The 18,203-nt window shown below is 67.8% G+C and carries 21 protein-coding genes; 5 read left to right on the top strand and 16 right to left on the bottom strand.

The features are described 5' to 3' along the window. Nucleotides 1-19: 19 nt before the first annotated feature. The 8 genes from G9C83_RS00505 to G9C83_RS00470 all read right to left on the bottom strand — a co-directional run bounded on the left by G9C83_RS00505 (nucleotide 20) and on the right by G9C83_RS00470 (nucleotide 7,807). Nucleotides 20-1,258, bottom strand: a complete 1,239-nt coding sequence (locus G9C83_RS00505; protein WP_167244176.1) for a DUF5305 domain-containing protein — start codon at nucleotides 1,256-1,258, stop codon at nucleotides 20-22. A gap of 57 nt (nucleotides 1,259-1,315) precedes the next feature. Continuing rightward, complete coding sequence (locus G9C83_RS00500; RefSeq protein WP_167244175.1) at nucleotides 1,316-2,479, bottom strand: signal peptidase I; 1,164 nt, start codon at nucleotides 2,477-2,479, stop codon at nucleotides 1,316-1,318. Between the two features lie 51 nt (nucleotides 2,480-2,530). Further along, the gene (locus tag G9C83_RS00495; RefSeq protein WP_167244174.1) at nucleotides 2,531-3,379 is read right to left on the bottom strand and encodes a hypothetical protein; all 849 of its coding nucleotides are present in this window, start codon (nucleotides 3,377-3,379) and stop codon (nucleotides 2,531-2,533) included. A gap of 61 nt (nucleotides 3,380-3,440) precedes the next feature. Then, nucleotides 3,441-4,883, bottom strand: coding sequence for a DUF1102 domain-containing protein (locus G9C83_RS00490; RefSeq protein WP_167244173.1), 1,443 nt, complete (start codon nucleotides 4,881-4,883; stop codon nucleotides 3,441-3,443). Between the two features lie 192 nt (nucleotides 4,884-5,075). After that, nucleotides 5,076-5,756 carry a DUF1102 domain-containing protein gene (locus G9C83_RS00485; protein WP_167244172.1) on the bottom strand — a complete coding sequence of 227 codons (681 nt, stop codon included), beginning with the start codon at nucleotides 5,754-5,756 and terminating at the stop codon, nucleotides 5,076-5,078. A gap of 3 nt (nucleotides 5,757-5,759) precedes the next feature. Further along, nucleotides 5,760-6,305, bottom strand: a complete 546-nt coding sequence (locus G9C83_RS00480; protein ID WP_167244171.1) for a hypothetical protein — start codon at nucleotides 6,303-6,305, stop codon at nucleotides 5,760-5,762. A gap of 289 nt (nucleotides 6,306-6,594) precedes the next feature. Then, nucleotides 6,595-7,128, bottom strand: a complete 534-nt coding sequence (locus G9C83_RS00475) for a hypothetical protein (RefSeq protein WP_167244170.1) — start codon at nucleotides 7,126-7,128, stop codon at nucleotides 6,595-6,597. A 79-nt stretch (nucleotides 7,129-7,207) separates the two neighbouring features. Then, complete coding sequence (locus G9C83_RS00470; RefSeq protein ID WP_167244169.1) at nucleotides 7,208-7,807, bottom strand: hypothetical protein; 600 nt, start codon at nucleotides 7,805-7,807, stop codon at nucleotides 7,208-7,210. A gap of 380 nt (nucleotides 7,808-8,187) precedes the next feature. On the opposite strand from G9C83_RS00470, the gene G9C83_RS00465 reads away from it, so the two are divergent. From G9C83_RS00465 to G9C83_RS00455, 3 genes are all read left to right on the top strand, one after another. Further along, nucleotides 8,188-8,835 carry a hypothetical protein gene (locus tag G9C83_RS00465; protein WP_243837898.1) on the top strand — a complete coding sequence of 216 codons (648 nt, stop codon included), beginning with the start codon at nucleotides 8,188-8,190 and terminating at the stop codon, nucleotides 8,833-8,835. Next, nucleotides 8,835-9,281: a hypothetical protein gene (locus G9C83_RS00460; RefSeq protein WP_167244168.1), complete on the top strand. Its 447-nt coding sequence runs from the start codon at nucleotides 8,835-8,837 to the stop codon at nucleotides 9,279-9,281. The genes G9C83_RS00465 and G9C83_RS00460 overlap by 1 nt, the downstream gene beginning before the upstream one ends. Before the next feature lie 108 nt (nucleotides 9,282-9,389). Next, nucleotides 9,390-9,683 (top strand): rubredoxin-like domain-containing protein, encoded by a 294-nt coding sequence (locus G9C83_RS00455; RefSeq protein ID WP_167244167.1) that lies wholly within the window; start codon nucleotides 9,390-9,392, stop codon nucleotides 9,681-9,683. Nucleotides 9,684-9,741: 58 nt separating this feature from the next. Here the strand turns inward: G9C83_RS00455 and G9C83_RS00450 are convergent, their stop codons facing one another. Then, a complete protein-coding gene (locus G9C83_RS00450) occupies nucleotides 9,742-10,092 on the bottom strand; it encodes a NifU family protein (protein ID WP_167244166.1) in 351 nt (116 codons plus the stop codon). A gap of 74 nt (nucleotides 10,093-10,166) precedes the next feature. Beyond that, nucleotides 10,167-10,493 (bottom strand): DUF5783 family protein, encoded by a 327-nt coding sequence (locus G9C83_RS00445; protein ID WP_167244165.1) that lies wholly within the window; start codon nucleotides 10,491-10,493, stop codon nucleotides 10,167-10,169. A gap of 777 nt (nucleotides 10,494-11,270) precedes the next feature. Between G9C83_RS00445 and G9C83_RS00440 the strand changes: the two genes are divergently transcribed. Then, on the top strand, nucleotides 11,271-11,771 hold the full coding sequence (locus G9C83_RS00440; protein WP_167244164.1) for a cation:proton antiporter regulatory subunit: 501 nt from the start codon (nucleotides 11,271-11,273) through the stop codon (nucleotides 11,769-11,771). 4 nt (nucleotides 11,772-11,775) lie between these two features. Then, entirely contained in the window at nucleotides 11,776-12,984 is a 1,209-nt protein-coding gene (locus G9C83_RS00435) for a cation:proton antiporter (protein WP_167244163.1), read from the top strand. Here G9C83_RS00435 and G9C83_RS00430 read toward each other — a convergent pair. The 6 genes from G9C83_RS00430 to G9C83_RS00405 all read right to left on the bottom strand — a co-directional run bounded on the left by G9C83_RS00430 (nucleotide 12,979) and on the right by G9C83_RS00405 (nucleotide 18,177). After that, on the bottom strand, nucleotides 12,979-14,382 hold the full coding sequence (locus G9C83_RS00430; protein WP_167244162.1) for a DHH family phosphoesterase: 1,404 nt from the start codon (nucleotides 14,380-14,382) through the stop codon (nucleotides 12,979-12,981). The genes G9C83_RS00435 and G9C83_RS00430 overlap by 6 nt on opposite strands. A gap of 41 nt (nucleotides 14,383-14,423) precedes the next feature. Beyond that, entirely contained in the window at nucleotides 14,424-15,149 is a 726-nt protein-coding gene (locus G9C83_RS00425; protein WP_167244161.1) for a uroporphyrinogen-III synthase, read from the bottom strand. Continuing rightward, nucleotides 15,146-15,877 (bottom strand): uroporphyrinogen-III C-methyltransferase, encoded by a 732-nt coding sequence (gene cobA / locus G9C83_RS00420; protein WP_167244160.1) that lies wholly within the window; start codon nucleotides 15,875-15,877, stop codon nucleotides 15,146-15,148. The genes G9C83_RS00425 and cobA overlap by 4 nt, the downstream gene beginning before the upstream one ends. Then, on the bottom strand, nucleotides 15,874-17,046 hold the full coding sequence (hemC, locus tag G9C83_RS00415) for a hydroxymethylbilane synthase (RefSeq protein WP_167244159.1): 1,173 nt from the start codon (nucleotides 17,044-17,046) through the stop codon (nucleotides 15,874-15,876). The genes cobA and hemC overlap by 4 nt, the downstream gene beginning before the upstream one ends. Nucleotides 17,047-17,179: 133 nt before the next feature. Next, on the bottom strand, nucleotides 17,180-17,674 hold the full coding sequence (locus G9C83_RS00410; RefSeq protein ID WP_167244158.1) for a hypothetical protein: 495 nt from the start codon (nucleotides 17,672-17,674) through the stop codon (nucleotides 17,180-17,182). A 32-nt stretch (nucleotides 17,675-17,706) separates the two neighbouring features. Next, nucleotides 17,707-18,177, bottom strand: coding sequence for a hypothetical protein (locus G9C83_RS00405; RefSeq protein ID WP_167244157.1), 471 nt, complete (start codon nucleotides 18,175-18,177; stop codon nucleotides 17,707-17,709). Nucleotides 18,178-18,203 lie beyond the last annotated feature (26 nt).

Raw genomic sequence — 18,203 nt, 5'->3', positions numbered from 1 at the left:
TCCGCACTAACGCGAGCCACTAGTCCTGTGGTCGTGGTGACTCCTCGCGGTCGGCGTCGTCGTCGGAGTTATCGGTAGTCTCCTCGCTCTCGGCCACCGAACCGTCGGCGTCCTGGCTGGTTTCGACGAGGTCAGTCTGTTCGTCGGTACTCTCGAGGAGTCCGAGCCCGGCGACGCCGCCGCTCGTCTCGTGCCCGCGAGCCAGCACGGGCGGTTCGTACACGACCAGCAGTTGGTCGGCGACGACGTAGAACGTCCCCGATTCGGAGTCTTCGACGACCGCGGTGTCCGAGTCGATGGCGAAGTCCACGACGTCCGAGAGGGATTCGGCAGTTGCGTGCGGGCGGTCGCGGACCGCTTCTGGGAGGCGGGCGCGGACGACCCACTCGTCGAACTCCGCGCGGTCGTCGCGGAACGCCAACAGATCTCGCTCCTCGGGGGACAGCGCGAACGCGTCCCGGGACCGCCCGGCGCCGAGTACCGCGAGGCCGCCGACGCCACCGAGGAAGAGGAGCGGGCCGCCAATCGTCCACAGCGGCCCGTAGTCGTTGGTGACAGTCACGGTCTCGGTCGTCGTCATGGGCTCGCTACCGGTCTCCGCGGGCCCGACAGTGTACGTGTCACCGTCGACCGAGACCGGGAGGCGGTGCGTGAGCGACAGCGATGCAGGCTGTCCGTCGGCGGTGCCATCGACGGCCGTATCGACCGCGACGAACGCCTCAACGTCGCCGGGAGTCTGCCCCAGTGAGTCCTGAATCTCGGACTGCCGCTGCGCGATTCGCGTGGCGTTCAGCGAGAAGGCGACGCTGGCTGATTCGCCGGACTGCACGGCGTCGGCGCTCGTCTCGTCCAGCGGCGTGCGGTCGGTCCAGTAGACGGTGTTTTCGCCGACCGCGCGCACGACGAGCGTGGCGTTGAGAGCGATGGACGCGGCGGGAGCGCCGACGCCGGAGTACGTCGCGACGTACCGACCGTCGAGCTCCGGCGATGCGCCCGTGAAGTACGTCGAGCGGTTCGCGAGCGTCGTCCCGACGTCGAAAACCGGGTTCTCGCGGGTGACGTCGGCGCCGTGCTGGAACTCCCCTGAGACCGTCCAGTGCACCCGTTCGGATTGCTCCTGGGTGGTTCCGGGAACGGCGTGGGCCGTGTACATCGCCCACCCGCCCGCGACCGCGAGCACTGCTAGTGCTGCGACCAGCACGGGGAGCCACGACGATACGATCGCTCGCGCCCTGAGCCAGCGTGTGCCCTCCCCCATGGCTCCCCCTGTGTAACGCGGTTGTATAGAACTGTCGGTGAACCAACCGTATCCCCGTCACCGCAAGTATCGGAGCGCGCGCCGCCACAGCGACCGGTCGTGGCGCGACTCGCGCTTGCGCACGCGCACCCGGCGTCCACCGAGCACGACTAGCCCGAGTGCCGCCATCCCGCCCGCGAGCGCGGCGTCGATGACGAGAATCGGTAGCCACGGATGGACCCCGTGCAGCGAGCCAACGACCGAGGTCGGGAGCACGGCGAGGTAGCGGTTTTCGGTGACGAACCGCCGGTAGTAGCCGGTCTCGTCGGGCGCGGACAGCGTGACGTCGACGGTCGCTTCGCCGCGCCCGGCGACGTGGACGCGCTCGGGCGTCACGGACACGCCGTCGCTGGCCGGCTGAACGTACGCGACGACCGGGACGAGCCCGGCGTTCGGCACGGTGTACGGTAGCGTCGCCGACTCTCCGCGCTCGATGACTGTGGGGTTCTCGGACGCGAACTCCGCGCTCACCACGCCGAACTCCTGCGTGCCCGCGGGCACCACCATGGCGGCGGTCGCCGCGATCACGAGCACCGCGGCGAGCGCGGCGACGACGACGCCCGGCGAGACGCCCTGGTCGCGGTCGCGGTCCCGGTCGCGGTTCCGGTCGCGGCCGTCGCTGGCGAAGAACAGGTCGAAGACGTACAGCAGCGCCGACAGCCCCAAGAGGAGGTACGCGATGCCTTGCGTGCCCAGCAGGGCCCGCGTCCCGGTCGTCGCCGCAAGCTGGCGTTGGACGTCGGCGAACGCGCTCTGGAGGCCGGTGACGAGCGTGCCGAGGTTCGGCACGACGACGACCGAGCCGCCGACCTGGAGCGCTTTCGCGACGACCTGGGCGTCCTTCACGGGTGGTTCGCCGCCATCTTGGTCGGTGAAGGGGTTCGCGTCACCCCTCGTGATGTACCCGCGTTCGGTCTCGCCGACGACGCGGTGCGTGGTCAGCCCGCCGCCTTGGAGTTCCTCCGCGCGGAAGACGATGACGTCGCCCTCCTCGACGTCGCCGTCGATGGCCGTCGGGATCGCGACGAAGCCGTCCCCGGGCTCCATCGTCGGTTCCATGCTCCCGGTCTCGACGTAGCCCAACAGGACGGGTGTCCCGAGCACCTGGCCGACGAGCAGGGCGACGACGACGAGGACGACGAACGCTTCGGCGCCGAGCGTGAGTGCGCGGCGGACAGACATTCACTCGCCCCGACGTGTCAATACGTCAAAAATCCTCGGACGCTCGTTCCACTAACTCGTCGCCGCGTCGAACGCGCCCACCGCGAGCGCGACGTACGGGACGATGAACCCGAGACAGAACCCCAGCAAGTGCACGTAGACGTTCACCACGCTGCCGTCGGCGGGCGTGGGCGCTGGAAAGCCGACAAACGGGTAGCCGAGGAACGCCACGGTGCCGAGCACGCCGGTGTCGACCCAGTCGGCCTGTGTGCCCTCCCACAAGTCCGGGTCGGGTGACGCCAGCCGCGCGCTGCGCACGGAGAACGCGTACCCAACCACGACAGCCGTGCTCGCCGCTGCGAGCACGAGCGACACCTGCCGGCTGGGAAGTGCGACCAGCGAGACCACCGCGACCGCCGCGAAGAACAACCCGGGCGCGTATCGTACCCGGATCCGCTCGTCGATTCGGCGACCGACGTACGCTACCAGTACCAGCCCGAGTAAGCCCGCGAACGCCATGTTCACGCCCGAGAGCCCGTACCCGACGGCGTCCCTGGGAACCGCGAGATTCAGTCCCGACAGCACGAGGGGGAACGCGAGCACGTACGTCGCAGCCGCGGCGCCGAACAGCCGCCGGCAGCCCGCCAGCGCCGCGAGCACGTATCCGAACCCCGCGAGTAGCGCGTACCCGAGGAGGTTCGCCGCGAGGTGTTCGAGCTCGAAGTGGACGAAGTGGGCCGCGTACGCGGTCACCAGCGTCGGGTCGCGGTACGCGAACACCAGCGACTCGCGCGTCGCGGTAGGCAGTGCGAAGACACCGAGGACGACCGCGGGAACGACTGCGAGCGCGAGGCAGTCCCGCAGGTGGACGCCGTCACGGAGCCCCTCCCGGAACGACTGCGGGCAATCTCCCCGGCTCATACGTCGACCTGTTCGCGCAGCCGGCGAACGGCCGGCTGCCGCACCGGCGCTACTGTGGCGGTCATCGCCACGGCGTCCGCCGCGCGAGCACGAGCGACGCCGCGACGACGACGAGCAGTGCTCCCAGCCCGAGCAGGTCAGTCAGCCCGAACCCCGCCGGCTCCCTGACTGGCTCGTCGGCGGGCTCCCCGGCCGGCGGTTGGTCTGCCGTCGCGCCGCTCGAATTACTGGATTGCACGACGAGCGTCCCGGCGTCGACACCGTCTACGGCGACGGCGTACTCGCCGGTCTCGTTGTGCGCGACCGACGCCGTCACGGTCGCGGTTTCGCCGGCTTCCACCTCGACCGTCCGCTCCGCGACGACGCTCCCGTCGACGGACACTGCGACGGTCCGCTCACCGGTGATGCTGCCAGCGTTCGAGACGTTCGCCGTCACTACGACGTCCTCCCCGGGTGCAGCGCTCGCGCGCTCGAGCGTCGCGTCTGTGACTCGGAGACGCGCCCGGTCGGCAGCCAATACGAACGTCGAGAATCCGGGCGTCTCCGCCTCGAAGCGCACGCGCCCGCCGCGCTCACCGGTCATCTCCACGGGGAGCTTCGAGACGTCGCCGCCGTCGTCACGGTAGACCGCGAGATTCTCCGGCGCGACGTCCCGCTCCTCGAAGTATCCCACGGGGACGCTGAACCGTAGCGTCGCGCGTCCGGCGCTCTTCAGCCGATCCGTCACGGCGACCGCGCCGAGCGGCTCCGCGCCCCGCTCGGCGACTCGCGACCGCGAGTCCTCGGTCCCGTTCGCGTCGACGCCCAGCGACAGCGACCCGCCCGTGCTCGCGACGTCGACCTCGTCGAGCGTGAGCTCGCCGTCCGTGCCGTCGATGGCGAGGCTGGACGCGTCGAAGGCGGTCGCCTCCCCCGCGCTCACGCCGAGCGCGACGAACCGCCGCGAGGTCGCGGTCGGCGCCCGCGTCTGTACTGTCGATCCGCCGGACGAGAGTGCGGCTGCGTCCCCATCCTCACTGCTGGCGACGTCCTCGGGGTCGGCCGCCCGCGCGTGCACGGTAATCTCGTTGAGGAGGCCGTCGGCAGTCTCACCGGTCGTGTCCACACGAACTCCCACCGAGACGGTCGCGTTCGGCGCGAGCGTCACGTTCGCCGCCTCGGACTGCACGGGCTGGCCATTCGCGTAGAACGTCACCGCGTCGGACTCGTGCGTGAACCAGACGTGTGCGTACTGCGAGCCGTTGTACCGCACCCGGAACACGTCCTCGACGCCCGTCACGGCGTCGTCGTTCACGCCCTCCGCGTCGGGGTTCGCCGCCGACAGGTCGACGACGAGCTCGCCCTCTTGGAGGTAGGCGTAGTCGCTGCTCGGCGCGAGCTCCACGTCGTTGCCGAGGTCGTCGGTCGGCCCGGAGAACAGCGGCGCGGCTCCCGACGGGAACGCGAGGGTTCCCGCGAGCGCGAGCGCGGCAGCGAGTGCGACGGTGCGTCGGCGTTCTATCACGACTCAATCAGCTCCCGTGGCCTGATGCTCGTTCCACGCGCCATTCGGTTATCGCTCGTTACCACTACCGGGTCGTAGTATTGGCACGTTTGAACGGTCTCAAGCGACCCCTGCCACGACGCTGTACCACGTCACACGTACCACCTCAGGGATATCGCCTCCGTCTCGCGAAACCAGGAGCCGGAGTCAATTTCACGGTGGCGGGCCATTCGGAGTGTGTACTGGCGTGAGGACGTCGGCGAGCGACGAGTGCTCGGCGGTCGCGTGGATTACTGGCCCCTGTCCGTCCTTGAGTACTCGACTCCCGGAGCTTCCCTGCGGCGTATCGACGACGAGGCCGACGTCGACGTAGTCGCCGACGCCCAGTTTGACAGCAGCGGTGTCGACCCCAGCATCGTACTGGGGCTGGCGCTGACGGCCGTCCCCTTTCAGAGCGTCGAGGTCGCCGTTGAAGTCCGCGAGGCTGATCGCCGTCGCGTCGTCGCTCCAGGACCCAACGTAGAACGCATGGTTCTTGCTCCCGTTCCGGCCGCCGTCCTCCAGAATCCAGACGTACACGGGCTGAGTTCCGTGGTTCTCGATGCGGAACAGGTCGTCGACGGTCGTGACGGCACCGGAATTCACACCGTCACCGAGGAGACTGTCGTTCCCCCCGGAGAGGTCGCCCGACAGCTGGCCGTCCCTGACCTTGACGTAGTCGCTGTTCCCGCTCCCGGGGACGGCGACCATCCGGAGGAACGCGTTCGCGTCGTCTGCGACGTCCACCGTGAAGTCCCGGTCAGCCTCGACGCTGGTGAACGCGCCCGTGCCGATGCCAGCCGCTCCCGCAGCAGCGAGCGAGCCGATGCCGGCGACGAATTTGCGGCGCTGCATGAGTTAGGTCCCTCCAGTCGGGTCCTCGGCGCTCGCGTGAATCGTCACAGTCCCCGAGAGCTGATCCACGCTGTCCCAGTCGCCGACGGTCGTGTCAATCTCGACGCCGATACCCATGTGAGCACCTACGTGGAGCCCGATCTTCGCGTTCTCGGGGCCGTCGAAGCTGTTCGAGTTCGGGTCGAAGCGGTAGAACGTCACACCAGGAAGGTCGTGCTCGAACCAGACGTTCACCGGCTGCGTACCGTGATTCTCGAGTTTGAAGACGTTGTCGAACGCCGTGACCGCGTCACGGTTGACGCCCTGGCCGCCAATCGCAGTTTCGTCGAAGTCCAGAACAAGCTCGCCGTCCTCGTGCGAGGAGAACACATCGTTCGGTGTCGACTGTCCGACGTGTTGTTTCAGCGTGAGGAACGCGCTACTGTCGTCGGCTACCTCGACCGAGACGGAGCGGTCGGCAGTCACGCTCGTAAACGCACCCGTGCCGATTCCGACTGCCCCGGCGGCAGCGAGCGATCCGAGTCCTGCGACGAATTTGCGACGTTGCATGGTTGAACTACCTCGTTCGCGCGCTCCCACGCGGTACCACACCGCCCGGAAGCATCCACTCAACCAGTCATCCCCTATGTAAGTAGTATTGATACGGCAGCGTGAATTCAGAATTCACTTGCTCATCTGGCATACACCTCTGGCAGTCATTGATACCAGTTAACACGCATCGAACTAAACCAGATGAGCGTCAACGCCGTCCTAAACCGAGACAGAACTCTTCTTAGATGTATCTCAGGGAATCTAACGGGCACTCTCGTACGAAAATACCAAATTTAGGGGTGCCCGACTATTCGTCAGGCTGGTCGGCGACGATGGTCAGCGTCTCGTCGAACTCGCCGGTGGTTGATCCATGAGTGTCGACGTAGAGGCCTACCTCAAGGATGTCCCCCGTCCCAACGACAGGCGGATCGTCGCGAAGGACTCCATCGTCGCTCACTAGGGCGATGTCGGCGAGATTAGTCCCATCGTACGTGCTGTGAACTTGGACGGGCTGAGTCCCCCAGTTCCGGACTCCGAGGAGATCGTGGAACTCGTACACTGAGTCGGAACCAAGTCCTTCAGCTGCAGCGTTCTCGCCGTCTCCCCCGCCGGGAAGTTCGAACTTCACCATTTGGCCGGGATCACTCGACCGCTCGGTGATCTCGAGGTCTCCATCATCGTCATTATCGAGACCCTTGTCAACCAAGGGGTCGAGTCGGAGGAATGCCAAGTCGTCTTGCGCGACGTTGACAGACACATTGCGTTCCGCGGTCACGTTAGTGAACGCCCCGCTACCCAGAATAGTAGCTCCGGTAGCGACGGTCGTCCCCAGCCCGGCCATGAATTTGCGTCGTTTCATAATTGGTTGTGGCTCACCCAGTTGGAATCCAGGTGAGAGCCGAACTACTGGTCGTTACGCGTTAGTACTTGCCGCGGACGTCTTGGGGATTGGCGAGTTCGTCAACGGCGATCGCGTTGAACGTGATGCTCGCGTCGTCAAGATCGAGGTCGCTTGCCGGGTCACGGAAGGTGACACCGACGTTATCCATCGTCACACCAGACCCGACGAGCGCGAGATTCCCGCTGGACGGGTCGTAATTGTCTTGGTTCAGCGACGTACTGTTGCCGTTTGCCGCAACTTCGCCATCGTCCGTGTAGATACTCATGCTCTCCGGCAGTCCGGTCACACCGACGATGACGTCTTGCGTCCCATTATTCGTCACCTGAAGGAGGTCACGGATGATCGTGTCTGCATTCTGGTTCAGTCCTTCACCACCCTCGGTACTGGCGTTTTCATCGAAGCTAAGGGAGACGGTACCGGACGTCCCATTACTGGTGACATATGCGTCACCATTTTCTGTGTCCTCCGCTTCGAGCGCCAGGAAAGCATTAGCGTCACTGGCGACGTTAACAGTAACACCACGATCCGCGCTCACACTCGTGAACGCGCCCGTACCAATTCCAGCTGCCCCGGCGGCAGCGAGCGATCCCAGACCAGCGATGAACTTGCGACGTTGCATTGTTCGAGTTACCTCGTTGGTGCACTCCCGCGAACACCGCAGTTCACGAGAGCGCTCACTTCACCCATCACCCCATTGGTAAGTAGTATTGACACGACTGAGCGAGTTCAGTACGGGTCTGTCACGCGCCACACGAGGAGATGCCCCCGCTTGAGAGGTTCGTGTAAGTGACAACCTCGTCCTGAAGCGTGCTCAGGGGGCGCCTGACCGCACGAAAAGACACCTACGTAAATGTGTATTTAACCTCCTGGTGGGATTGGGATGGCGGATTCAGGCGGTTATACGGCCGTATAACGCGCCTCTCGGAACGTACGGTAAATTCACGTTACTGTAACTATAGCTAACACTTATGGGGGACGAGAGTGTAGCAAAACTCAGTCGTGTCATCCGTATCACAACACCGGGGGAAGGGGGATCCCGCCGACACGAGCCAGGGGAAATCGGGGGACGGACTATCAGGGGAGAGTCAGACCGCGGCGGACCAGTCGACCGACGCGCCGACCGAGGACGAGCTGTTCGACGTGCTCTCGAACAGGCGGCGGCGGTACGCCGCCCACGCGCTCAAGAGCGAGGACGGCGCCATGGACCTCGGAGACGTCGCCGAGCAGGTCGCCGCCTGGGAGTACGGCGTCGACGTCGAGCAGGTGTCCTACGAGGAGCGCAAGCGCGTGTACACCGCGCTCCAGCAGTCCCACCTGCCGATGATGGACGAGGCCGGCGTCGTCGACTTCGACAAGAACCGCGGCACCGTCGAGCCGACGCCGTCGCTGGACGACGTCGAAGTGTACATGGACATCGTGCAGGGCCGCGAGATCCCGTGGAGCGTCTACTACCTCGGGCTGTCCGGGGTCGCGGTGTCGCTGATGGCTGGAGTGTGGGTCGGCGCGTGGCCGTTCGCTGTTCTATCGGACGTCGCGTGGGGAGTCGCCGTCACCGCGATGTTCGCGGTGTCGGCGGTCGCGCACACGTACTTCGCGCGCGGGCAACGCATCGGGGAGACTGACGAACCGCCGGAGCTCAAGGGCTGATGAACGCGTCACGTGCCGTCAGCATCGTGCTCGCTCTCGCCGCGGTGGGCATGCTCGCCACCGGCACGCTCGGGTTCACGAGCGTCAGCGCCGAGCGCGGCGTCTCCGTGAACGTCGTGGACAACGAAGACGCGTACGTCGGGGTCGCTGCGTGTGCGCCGACGAACGCGAACGGAACCGGAGAGCCGAAGGTGTACGTATCGGTGATGAACCGGCACTCGACCGAGGTGACCGTCGAGGAAATCGCAACTCGTGGCGGGAGCACCGGTGACCTCCCGTCCTCGAAAACGTCGATAGCGACCGGCGAGTGGGAGACGTACCGGTTGTACGTCAATACGAGCGCGGTAACCGTCGACGTTACCGGCGACGGCTTCGATGCGACCATCACTGCGAAAGTCGATGCGTCACATCGGAAAAACTGCAACTACGGCCAGGGTGCATCGTGACAACCCGGCCGTCGACTCGACTCCTCGTCGAATAGCGTGAGTGCGTGGCTATGGGTCCTACCGCGTTCGGCAATCGATTTTATCACGATTCGCGTCGAACCTTCTTCCATGAGCCAGGACACACCTAGCGTCAGTCTCGGGACGGTCGTGTACGGCGAGGACGGCGAACGGCTCGGTACCGTCCGCGGGTTCGACGACAGCGGCTTCTACGTCACCACCGCGGAGGGCATCGAGTCGCTGTCCGTCGAACACGAGCGCGCCGGCCACGAATTCGGCGAGGGCGAACTGATGTGGCGGTGCTCGGAGTGTGGCGAGATGGGCGAACTCCGGGAGTCGTTCCCCGAGGAGTGCCCGAGCTGCGGCGCCGAGAAGGAAGCCATCTACTACTGGATAGAGGACTGAGCGCGCCCCCGCGAGAGCTATCGCTAGTCGCCGGGAAAAACTGGGAGAGCGAAGCCGCTTAGAACGGCGCCTGCGGGCCTTCGTCGTCCTCGGCGTCCTCGCCGTCGGCGTCCTCGCCGGGGAACGACGGGCTCATTCCCGTGTCGCCGCCCATGCCGGTGTCGGCGTGGACGGTGTCGATCTCGGGGATCTCCTTGGTCATCCGGGACTTGATGGCCTGAATCGTCATCGGGGAGATGCCACAGCCCGAACACGCGCCGCCGAGCTGGAGGTCGACGACACCCTCCTCGCGGTCGATGTTCTGGATGGCTGCGGTGCCGCCGTGCATCTGAATCTGGGGGAAGTTCCGACGGAGGAAGTTGTTGACGCGCTCCTCCAGGTCGTCGCCGCTCTGACTCTCGGTGCTCATGGACTCCGATTAGTGCTCGCGTGGCTTAGCTCCTGTGGTGCAAGATGTTCGCGTCCCCCGGCGGCCGCCTGGGATTACTCGTCGTCGACGCCGAACTGCGAGCGCAGCTCCGCGCGGAGTTCTTCGAGGTAGCGGTCGAGGACGTGCTGGGCCTTCTCGTCGGACGTGACGACGCCCTCCAGCTTGTCCAGGGGGTCGTCGGGGAGTTCGACGGTGAACTCGCCGTCGCCCTCGTAGTGGGGTTCGCTCTCGGCGAGAATCGTCTGATCGATGCCGTGGACGAGCTCCGAGTCGAACGCCTCGTTCATCGTCTCGAAGGCGCTCTTGTACGCGGTCTGGAGCTTCGGGAAGTAGTCGACGTACTTCTGCTCCTCGAACTCCTCGGGCGTCAGGTCGCTCATTGCCTCCACGTTGCCGGGACTGATTGAAGTGCCCGTCGGTAAGCGCGAGCTATCGCACCGTGTCTGTATCTGGCCGCCACTCGGATAATTCTATATCGCAAGATACAATTTATTCTCTACTGCTAGGGACACCGCTCCCGATTCGGGGGTACACAGCGGACGATTTCAGGAAGCCGTGGGCTGTCGAGCCAGCGCGAGTGCTCGCAGTCGAACTCTCGCCGTCCGCCTTTCACTCGCACGCGCACGAACGCGACGAGTCATCAGTCTATCCCAGCGGCGGCGACCGCCGATCAGGGGGATCGCCGGTACTACAGCGAACCGGATTTCGTGCTCTCTTCATCACGCAGGACGGGTGGCTTGCAGATTACGCATTCCGGACAGAATCGAGTGCTCTTCGGGTGCGTTCCGCGCCGGTCTCACAATCTTCCCCGGCGCCGTTTCCACTCGAACGCACTCGGGTTCTGCCGTGGTATCAGTACACCGCTGTTTCGTTTACTGACTCGCGTGGAACACGCCGGCAGATTCGACTGACTAGACAGCACCCTTGCCCGCAGCACGTTACGCTCTCTAAGCCCAGACCTCCGCCTCTCGCTACTCGAATCCTGCGCGTCCAGCCGCGAGGCGTTCTTTCTCCGGCTCTCGTGTCGTACCCACTCCTACCCCGGGAGTCGATAAACTACATACTACGATATTGAATATCGGGCAGGCCGCCTCGTTTCCCTGCCCGCCGCTGGCTCCCACCCGAGATTTATGCGTTCGTCGCGCGCCATTCCACGCATGGTCATCTACGAGGCGGACGTTCCCGGGGTCGGGAAGCGGTACGAGGTCGAGACGGGCGGCGGGGAGCGAGCCGTCGTCATCGTCCACCACGACGGGAAGCGCGAGCTGTTCCGGCGGAGCAGCCCGGACGCGGACGCCGAGAAGCTCTTCGAGTTCGGCGCCGAGGAGGCCCGGCAGGTCGCGACCTCGCTGGAGGGAACGGACTTCCAGCCGCTGGACCTCGAGGACATCGGCGTGCCGCTGGGCGGCGCCGTCATCGAGTGGACGGAAGTCCCGGAGGGCTCGCCGGTCGCGGGCGAGACGATGGGCGAGGCGCACCTCGGCAAGCTGGCCGGCGTGACCGTCGCGGCCATCCAGCGCGGCGACGAGACGTTCGGGAACCCGGGCGCCGAAACCACGCTCGAAGCCGGGGACATCCTCGTCTCCATCGGGTCGCGGGCCGAGCAGGACGCGCTAGACGAACTCTTGGAGACGGGGACGGTCGAGGAGTCCGACTGACGCGATGGCCGAGGAACTCTTACTCGAGTTCGGCATCGCGCTCACCGTGCTCGCCGTCTTCGGCGCCGTGGCACGCCGGTTCGACCAGCCGGTCATCCCCGCGTATATCGCCGCCGGCGTCCTCGTCGGCCCGTACGCGCCGACGAGCGTCGCGACAGTCTCCCTCCAGCTGGTCTCCGAGAGCGCGGTTGTCGAGACCCTCGCCGAGGTCGGTATCGTCCTCCTGTTGTTCTTCCTCGGGCTGGAGTTCGACGTCGGGACGCTCGTGCGGAACCGCCGGCGGCTCTCGGCGGTCGGCGGCATCGACCTCCTGGTGAACGCCGCCGTCGGCGTCGCGCTCGGACTGGCGTTCGGGTTCGGACCGGTCGGCGTCTTCCTCGTCGCGGGCGTCGTCTACATCTCCTCGAGCGCCATCGTCACGAAGGCGCTGACGGACGCGGGCTGGCTCGCGAACCCCGAGAGCGAGGTGATTCTCGGGACGCTCGTCGTCGAGGACCTCGTCATCGCTGTCTACCTCGCCGTCGCCGCGGCCATCGTCGGCGGCGGCGGAGACGTCGAGAGCGCGCTCGCGACCGTCGTCCAGTCGTTCGTCTTCCTCACGGCGCTGGCGGGCGCCGCCCACTACGGCACTCAGTACGTCGACCGGGCGTTCGGCGTCAGCGCGGACGAGCTGTTCGTGCTTCGCGTGGTCGGCGTCACCGTCCTCGTCGGCGGCGTGGCGCTGTCGGTCGGCGCGAGCGAGGCGGTCGCGGCGTTCTTCGTCGGCACCGCGTTCAGCGGCACCGACCTCGTCCACCGCATCGAGAGCCTCGTCGTGCCGCTCCGGGACGTGTTCGCGGCGGTGTTCTTCTTCTCGGTCGGCCTCGGCACGAATCTCCTCGTGGTCGCGGACGTCTGGCTGCTGCTCGCGGTCGCCGTGCTCGCGACGACCGCCGCGAAGCTCGCGAGCGGGTACGCCAGCGGCCGCGTCTACGGGCTGGACGACCGACGTTCGGCCCGCGTCGGGCTCGGGCTGGTGGCGCGCGGCGAATTCTCGCTCATCATCGCGACGCTCGCCGCGACGAGCGCGAACGAGGCGATTCGAACTGTCGTGCCGGCGTTCGCGGTCGGCTACGTCATCGCGATGAGCTTCGTCGGGTCGCTGGCGGTCCAGTACGGCGCGGCGCTCTCGGCCGCTTTCGACGCGTGGGTCGGCGAGCGACAGTCGCTATAGCTGGTCGGCGAGCACGTCGCTCACTGCTTCGAGGAACTCCTGCTCGCGGCCGCGCGGGACGGTTGCGCCCGCGGCGACCGTGTGCCCGCCGCCGTCGCCGCCGACCGCCTGCGAGGCCTCGCTCATCACCTCGGAGAGGTCGAGGCCCCGGTCCACGAGCCGGGACGTGCCGCGCGCCGAGACCTTCGTCTCCTCGTCGTTCTTGTACCCGAACCCGACGATCGGGCGGTCGCTCTCCGTGGCGTCGCTGCCCAGCGCCATCCCCGCGACGATGCCGACGATGGTCTCACGGATGCGGTCCTCGGCGTGGAACCACTGGAGGTCGTCCTCGACGGTGACGCCCTCGCGTTTCACCCACGACAGCCCCTCCGAGAGGTTCCGGCGGTGCTCGCGCAGGAGGCCACGGGCCGCCTCCAGTGGCTCGCCACGCTCCCCGAGACAGACCGCGAGCCCGACGTCCGCGCGCTCGTAGCGCGCCGTCGCGTTCAGCAGCGTGGAGAACTCGCTTGCGTCCCGCAGCTCGGTCCCGGGCTCTTCGGCCGTGAGCGTGTACGTCTTCCCGACGAGCTTCGTCACGTCCTCGCTGGAGACGCCGTGGCGGACCGCGCGCTTCAGCAGCGCGCTCACGACGGTCTGGCGCTCGTCGTGGGAGAGGTCCGCCCACGTCCGCCAGTCGCCGCCGTCGTGGAGTTCCAGGTCGAGGCCGTCGAGGAAGCGCACGGCGCCGTTCTCGTCGTTCGTGATGCCGGGAACGTACACCTCGCTGGCGTACTCCAGGAGCTTCGGGAGCGGCCGGGTCTGCGTGCCGTACAGCGTGAGGTCCTTCGCCGTGTCGAGCACGCCCGCGTCGACGCCTTCTGCGGCAATCTGCGTGTTCGCGCCGACGAGCTCGCCGTCGACGGTCTGGCGGTCACCGACCGCGCCGACGACCGCGAGCGCCGCGAGGTCCGTCGCGTCCTCGCCGAGCAGGGCTCGCGCGAGCACGTACGCCGCGCCCGCGCCAGAGAGCTCCTTTCCACCGTCTACGCCCTCGAGCAGCGGATTCAGGTGGAACTGGGTGTCCGCGTCGGCGGGCTGGTGGTGGTCGGCGATTACGGGCGTGAACTCGCCAGCGCGCTCGTGGTCCGTGATCGCGTCCAGCTGTCCGCTCCCGAAGTCCGTGAACAGCACCGTGTCGTGGTCGCGGGCCGCGATGCCCGCGATCTCCTCGTCGTCGAGCTGCTTCGAGAAGACGACGTCGTGGGGGATGCCGGCGCGTTCGAGCGCGGTGGCGGCGATGCCCGCGCTCGTCAGGCCGTCGGCGTCGATGTGCGACGCGAGGAGGACGGAGTCGGCGTCTTCGAGTGCGTCAGCGCACGCTGCCGCCCGCGACTGGAGTTCCGGGACCGGAGCGTCCATCGGGAGAGGGTAGCGCTCCTTCGGGTATAAACTGCCGGTCCTCAGAGCTCGTCGCGGACCGCGCGCGCCAGCTGCTCGAAGTCCGCGTCCGCGGGGACGACGTCCACGTCCACACCCCGAGATTCGGCAGTCTCGCGCGTCGGCGGCCCGATGCAGCCGACGACGGCGTCGTTCAGGCCGGCGAGAGCGGCCTCCCGGACGCCGCGGGCTTCGGCCTCGTCGAGCCAGTGCTCGACGGTCAGCGACGACGAGAACAGCGCGGCGTCGAGGTCGCCGTCCGCGGCGAGTTCGACCGAGTCGCCGGCCGCGGCGGGCACGACGAGTTCGTAGAGAACCGTCTCGTGGACGTACGCGCCGGCGTCGTTCAGACCGTCCGTGAGCACCGCGGAGCCGTGATCCGAGCGCGCGACCTCGACGCGAGCGCCGTCGATCTCGCCGTCGAGTGCGGCGACGAGCCCGCTGCTCGTGTACTCCGCGGGCACGAGGTCGACCGTCCAGCTCGCGTCCCGGCAGGCGTCGGCGGTCGCCTCGCCGATCGCGCAGAGCGTCGCGTCGCCGGGCTTCCAGCCGCCGTCGGCGGCGAGTTCGACGCCGGTCTTGCTCGTGAGAACCACGTAGTCGGCGCCGTCTCGCGGGACCTCGCCGGTCGGCTCCACGGCGAGCATCGGGTCCGTGACAGGGTCGGCGTCCAGCGATTCGAGCAGCTCGGTCGCGTCCGCGAGCCGGTCGTCGTCCGGCCGGAACACCGCGACGTTCGGCCCGGTCATCGCGTCTCCTCCCGGACGCCCGCGACGCCGCCGATGACGGTGACGGCGGGCGGCTCGATGCCGACCTCGTCGCGGGCCTCGACGATGGTATCGAGGGTGCCCGTGGCGACCTGCTGGCTGGGCCGCGTCCCCTTCTCTATCAGGGCGACCGGCGTCTCCGGGTCCATCCCGGCGTCGCGGAGCGCCCGCGTGTAGTCGGGGAGCCTGCCGACGCCCATCAGCACGACGATGGTGCCGCCGGTGTCCGCGAGCGCCTGCCAGTCGACGGCGGACTCGTCTTTCGTCGGGTCCTCGTGGCCCGTGACGAACGACACCGACGACGCGTGGTCGCGGTGCGTCACCGGGATGTCCGCGGCCGCGGGCGCGGCGACCGCCGACGAGATGCCGGGCACGACCTCGAACGGCACGTCGTGGTCGGCGAGGTAGACCATCTCCTCGCCGCCGCGCCCGAACACGAACGGGTCGCCGCCCTTCAGCCGGACGACGTCGTTCCCTTCCCGGGCGAGTTCGACCATGCGCTCGTTGATTTCCGACTGGGGCGTGCGCTCGCCGCCCGCGCGCTTCCCGACGTCCTCGCGCTTCTCGTCGGGAATCTCGGAGAGAATCTCCGGGCCGGGGAGCTTGTCGTGGAGCACTACGTCCGCGTCCTCGAGCAAGCGCGCGGCCTTCACGGTCAACAGCTCGGGGTCGCCCGGGCCGCTCCCGACGAGGTAGACGGTCCCGGTCATTCCCGCTTGGCCTCTTCGATGAGGTCGGTCGCGCCGCGCTCGCGGAGGTCGGCGGCGAACTCCCGGGCCTCCTTCGCGTAGTTCTCCACGTCGAGTTCGCGGGTCTCGCCGACCTGCTCGGTGCCGTCTCGGCTGAACACCTGGACATCCGTCCGCACGGTGTCCCCCTGCACGAGCGCGTACACGCCGATGGGCGCGATGCAGCCGCCGCCGACCTCTTCGAGGACGACGCGCTCGGTCGTCGTCTCCACCCGCGAGCGCACGTGGTCGAGAGCGTCCCGGAGCGCGTCCGCGACGTCGCTGCCCTTCCGTGCGGTCACCGCGAGCGCGCCCTGGCCGGGCGCCGGCACGTGCGCGCCCGTCGACAGCTTCTCGTCGTGGACGTGGTGGGTGAGCCCGGTGCGTTCGAGGCCGACCTGCGCGAGCACGACCGCGTCGTACTCCGTCTCGACCTCGCGTTCGAGCGCGGACTGTTCGAGCGCCGACAGCGACTCGAACCACTCCTCGACGGTCTGGTCGAACTCCGCGTTCTGGCGGTTGTCTTGTTCGCTCTCGCCGTCGTCCTCGAGGTTCTCGACGCCCTCCTCGACGGCCTCACCGGGTTCGTAATCGCCGCGCTCCTGCTGGCGGGCGTCTTGCTCCATGCGCTCCTTCTCGGCCTCCGTGCGGCGCTCGTGTTCGTCCTGGAGTTCGGGCGCGAGCAGCTTCTCGACGCGCGTGTCTACGTTCCCGCGGATCGGCTCGACTTCGAGGTCGGGGCGGTGCGCTCGCACCTGCGCGCCGCGCCGCAGGCTCGCGGTCCCCACGACGCTGCCCGCCGGGAGGTTCTCGAGGCTCGTGCCGTTCGGCGTCACGAGCGCGTCCGCGGGCGTCGAGCGGTGCGGCACCGCCGCCACCACGAGGTCGTCCGGTACGTCGGTCGGGACGTCCTTCATCGAGTGAACGGCCGCGTCCACGTCCCCGTCGAGCACGCGCTCGTCGAGCGTGCGCACGAACGCGCCCGTCTTCCCGAGGTCCTGGATGAGCGCGTCCGTCACGCGGTCGCCGGTCGTCTCGACTTCCACGACTTCGACGTCGTGGCGGTGGTCTTCGAGCGTCGACTTGACCTCGCCCGCCTGTCGGAGCGCGAGGTCCGAGCCGCGGGTGGCGAGGCGTATCGCGTCGGTCATGTGTCTCTCTCGGCGCGCTGGGTTGAAACCCCCTGCGTTGTGGCGCTCCCGCGGAGCGCCACGCAAGAGCGAGCGGCGAACGAAGTGAGCCGCGAGCCGCGAGCCGCGTGCCCGCCAGAAAAAGCGTCCTCGCTTACCGCACCGGTTCGTCCGCGCGCAGTTCCTCGCGCCACTCCCACAGCGACCCGGGCATCGCGACGTGGTCGCTGCGCTGGCGGAGGTAGCGGACGGCGACCCAGGTGCCGAGAGCGGCGCCGCCGAGGACGCCGACCGCGGCGGCGGCCGCTCCCTGGAAGAAGAGGGCGGCGCCGGCGAGAACGAGTAGGTCCGCGAGCAGCGCGATTCCGGCGTCGTTCGGGCCGCTGTCGGGCCAGTCGCCGCCGGCGGCGCTGACGGCGCGCCCGTCCATCCAGAGCGCCAGCGGGAGGAAGAGGAACGCGACGAGCGCGGGGACGCCCAGCGCGACGGCGGGAATCGAGACGACGGCTGCGGCGTCGGAGACGACCGCTTCGGGGACGAGGACGACGACGGCGGCGACCCACAGCGAGCACACCAGCCAGAACGCGGTGACGACCGGGACGGCGGCGACCCAGTACCACCACCGCGAGTCCACGCGGAGTTCACTCATGGCTCGTGGTTGGGGCCGGCGTCGCTTGTACGTCACGGGACGCCCGTCGCCTGATGGCGGCGGTAGAGGTAGTAGACGCCGACCGGGACCTGGACCGGCTGCGCGAAGACGCCGACGAGCCCGATGAGGCCGTACAGCACGGCGTCGGGCTCCCACTCCCCACCTGTGGCGGCGACGGCGTCGGCGTCGAGGTAGATTGCCAGCGGGAACAGCAGCGACAGCAGGATGCCGGCGGCGGCGAGCACCGCGACGACGACGAACACGCTGGCGAAGCCGAGTCCCCAGCCAATCGGTATCCCCATCCCGGGGCCGGGGTCCATTGTGCCCATTCCGGTGAGCGCGAACGCGAACGAGGCGACGCCGACGACGAACCCGAGCGCGGTGCCGACGACGTAGTAGATGGGGATGGCCGCGACCCAGTACCACCAGCTGGAGTCGGACGTGTCCTGCGCGTCGCGGGCGTCCGTCCGCGAGTCGGCGTCCGTGGAGGGCGACTCTGCCATACGCGAGCGTTAGCGGGCGGTCGCCA

This window comes from Halobacterium sp. R2-5, assembly GCF_011734195.1.
Taxonomy (GTDB): Archaea; Halobacteriota; Halobacteria; order Halobacteriales; family Halobacteriaceae; genus Halobacterium.
Note: the sequence above shows the minus strand (reverse complement) of the source record. Positions and strands in the feature narration are given on the sequence as shown.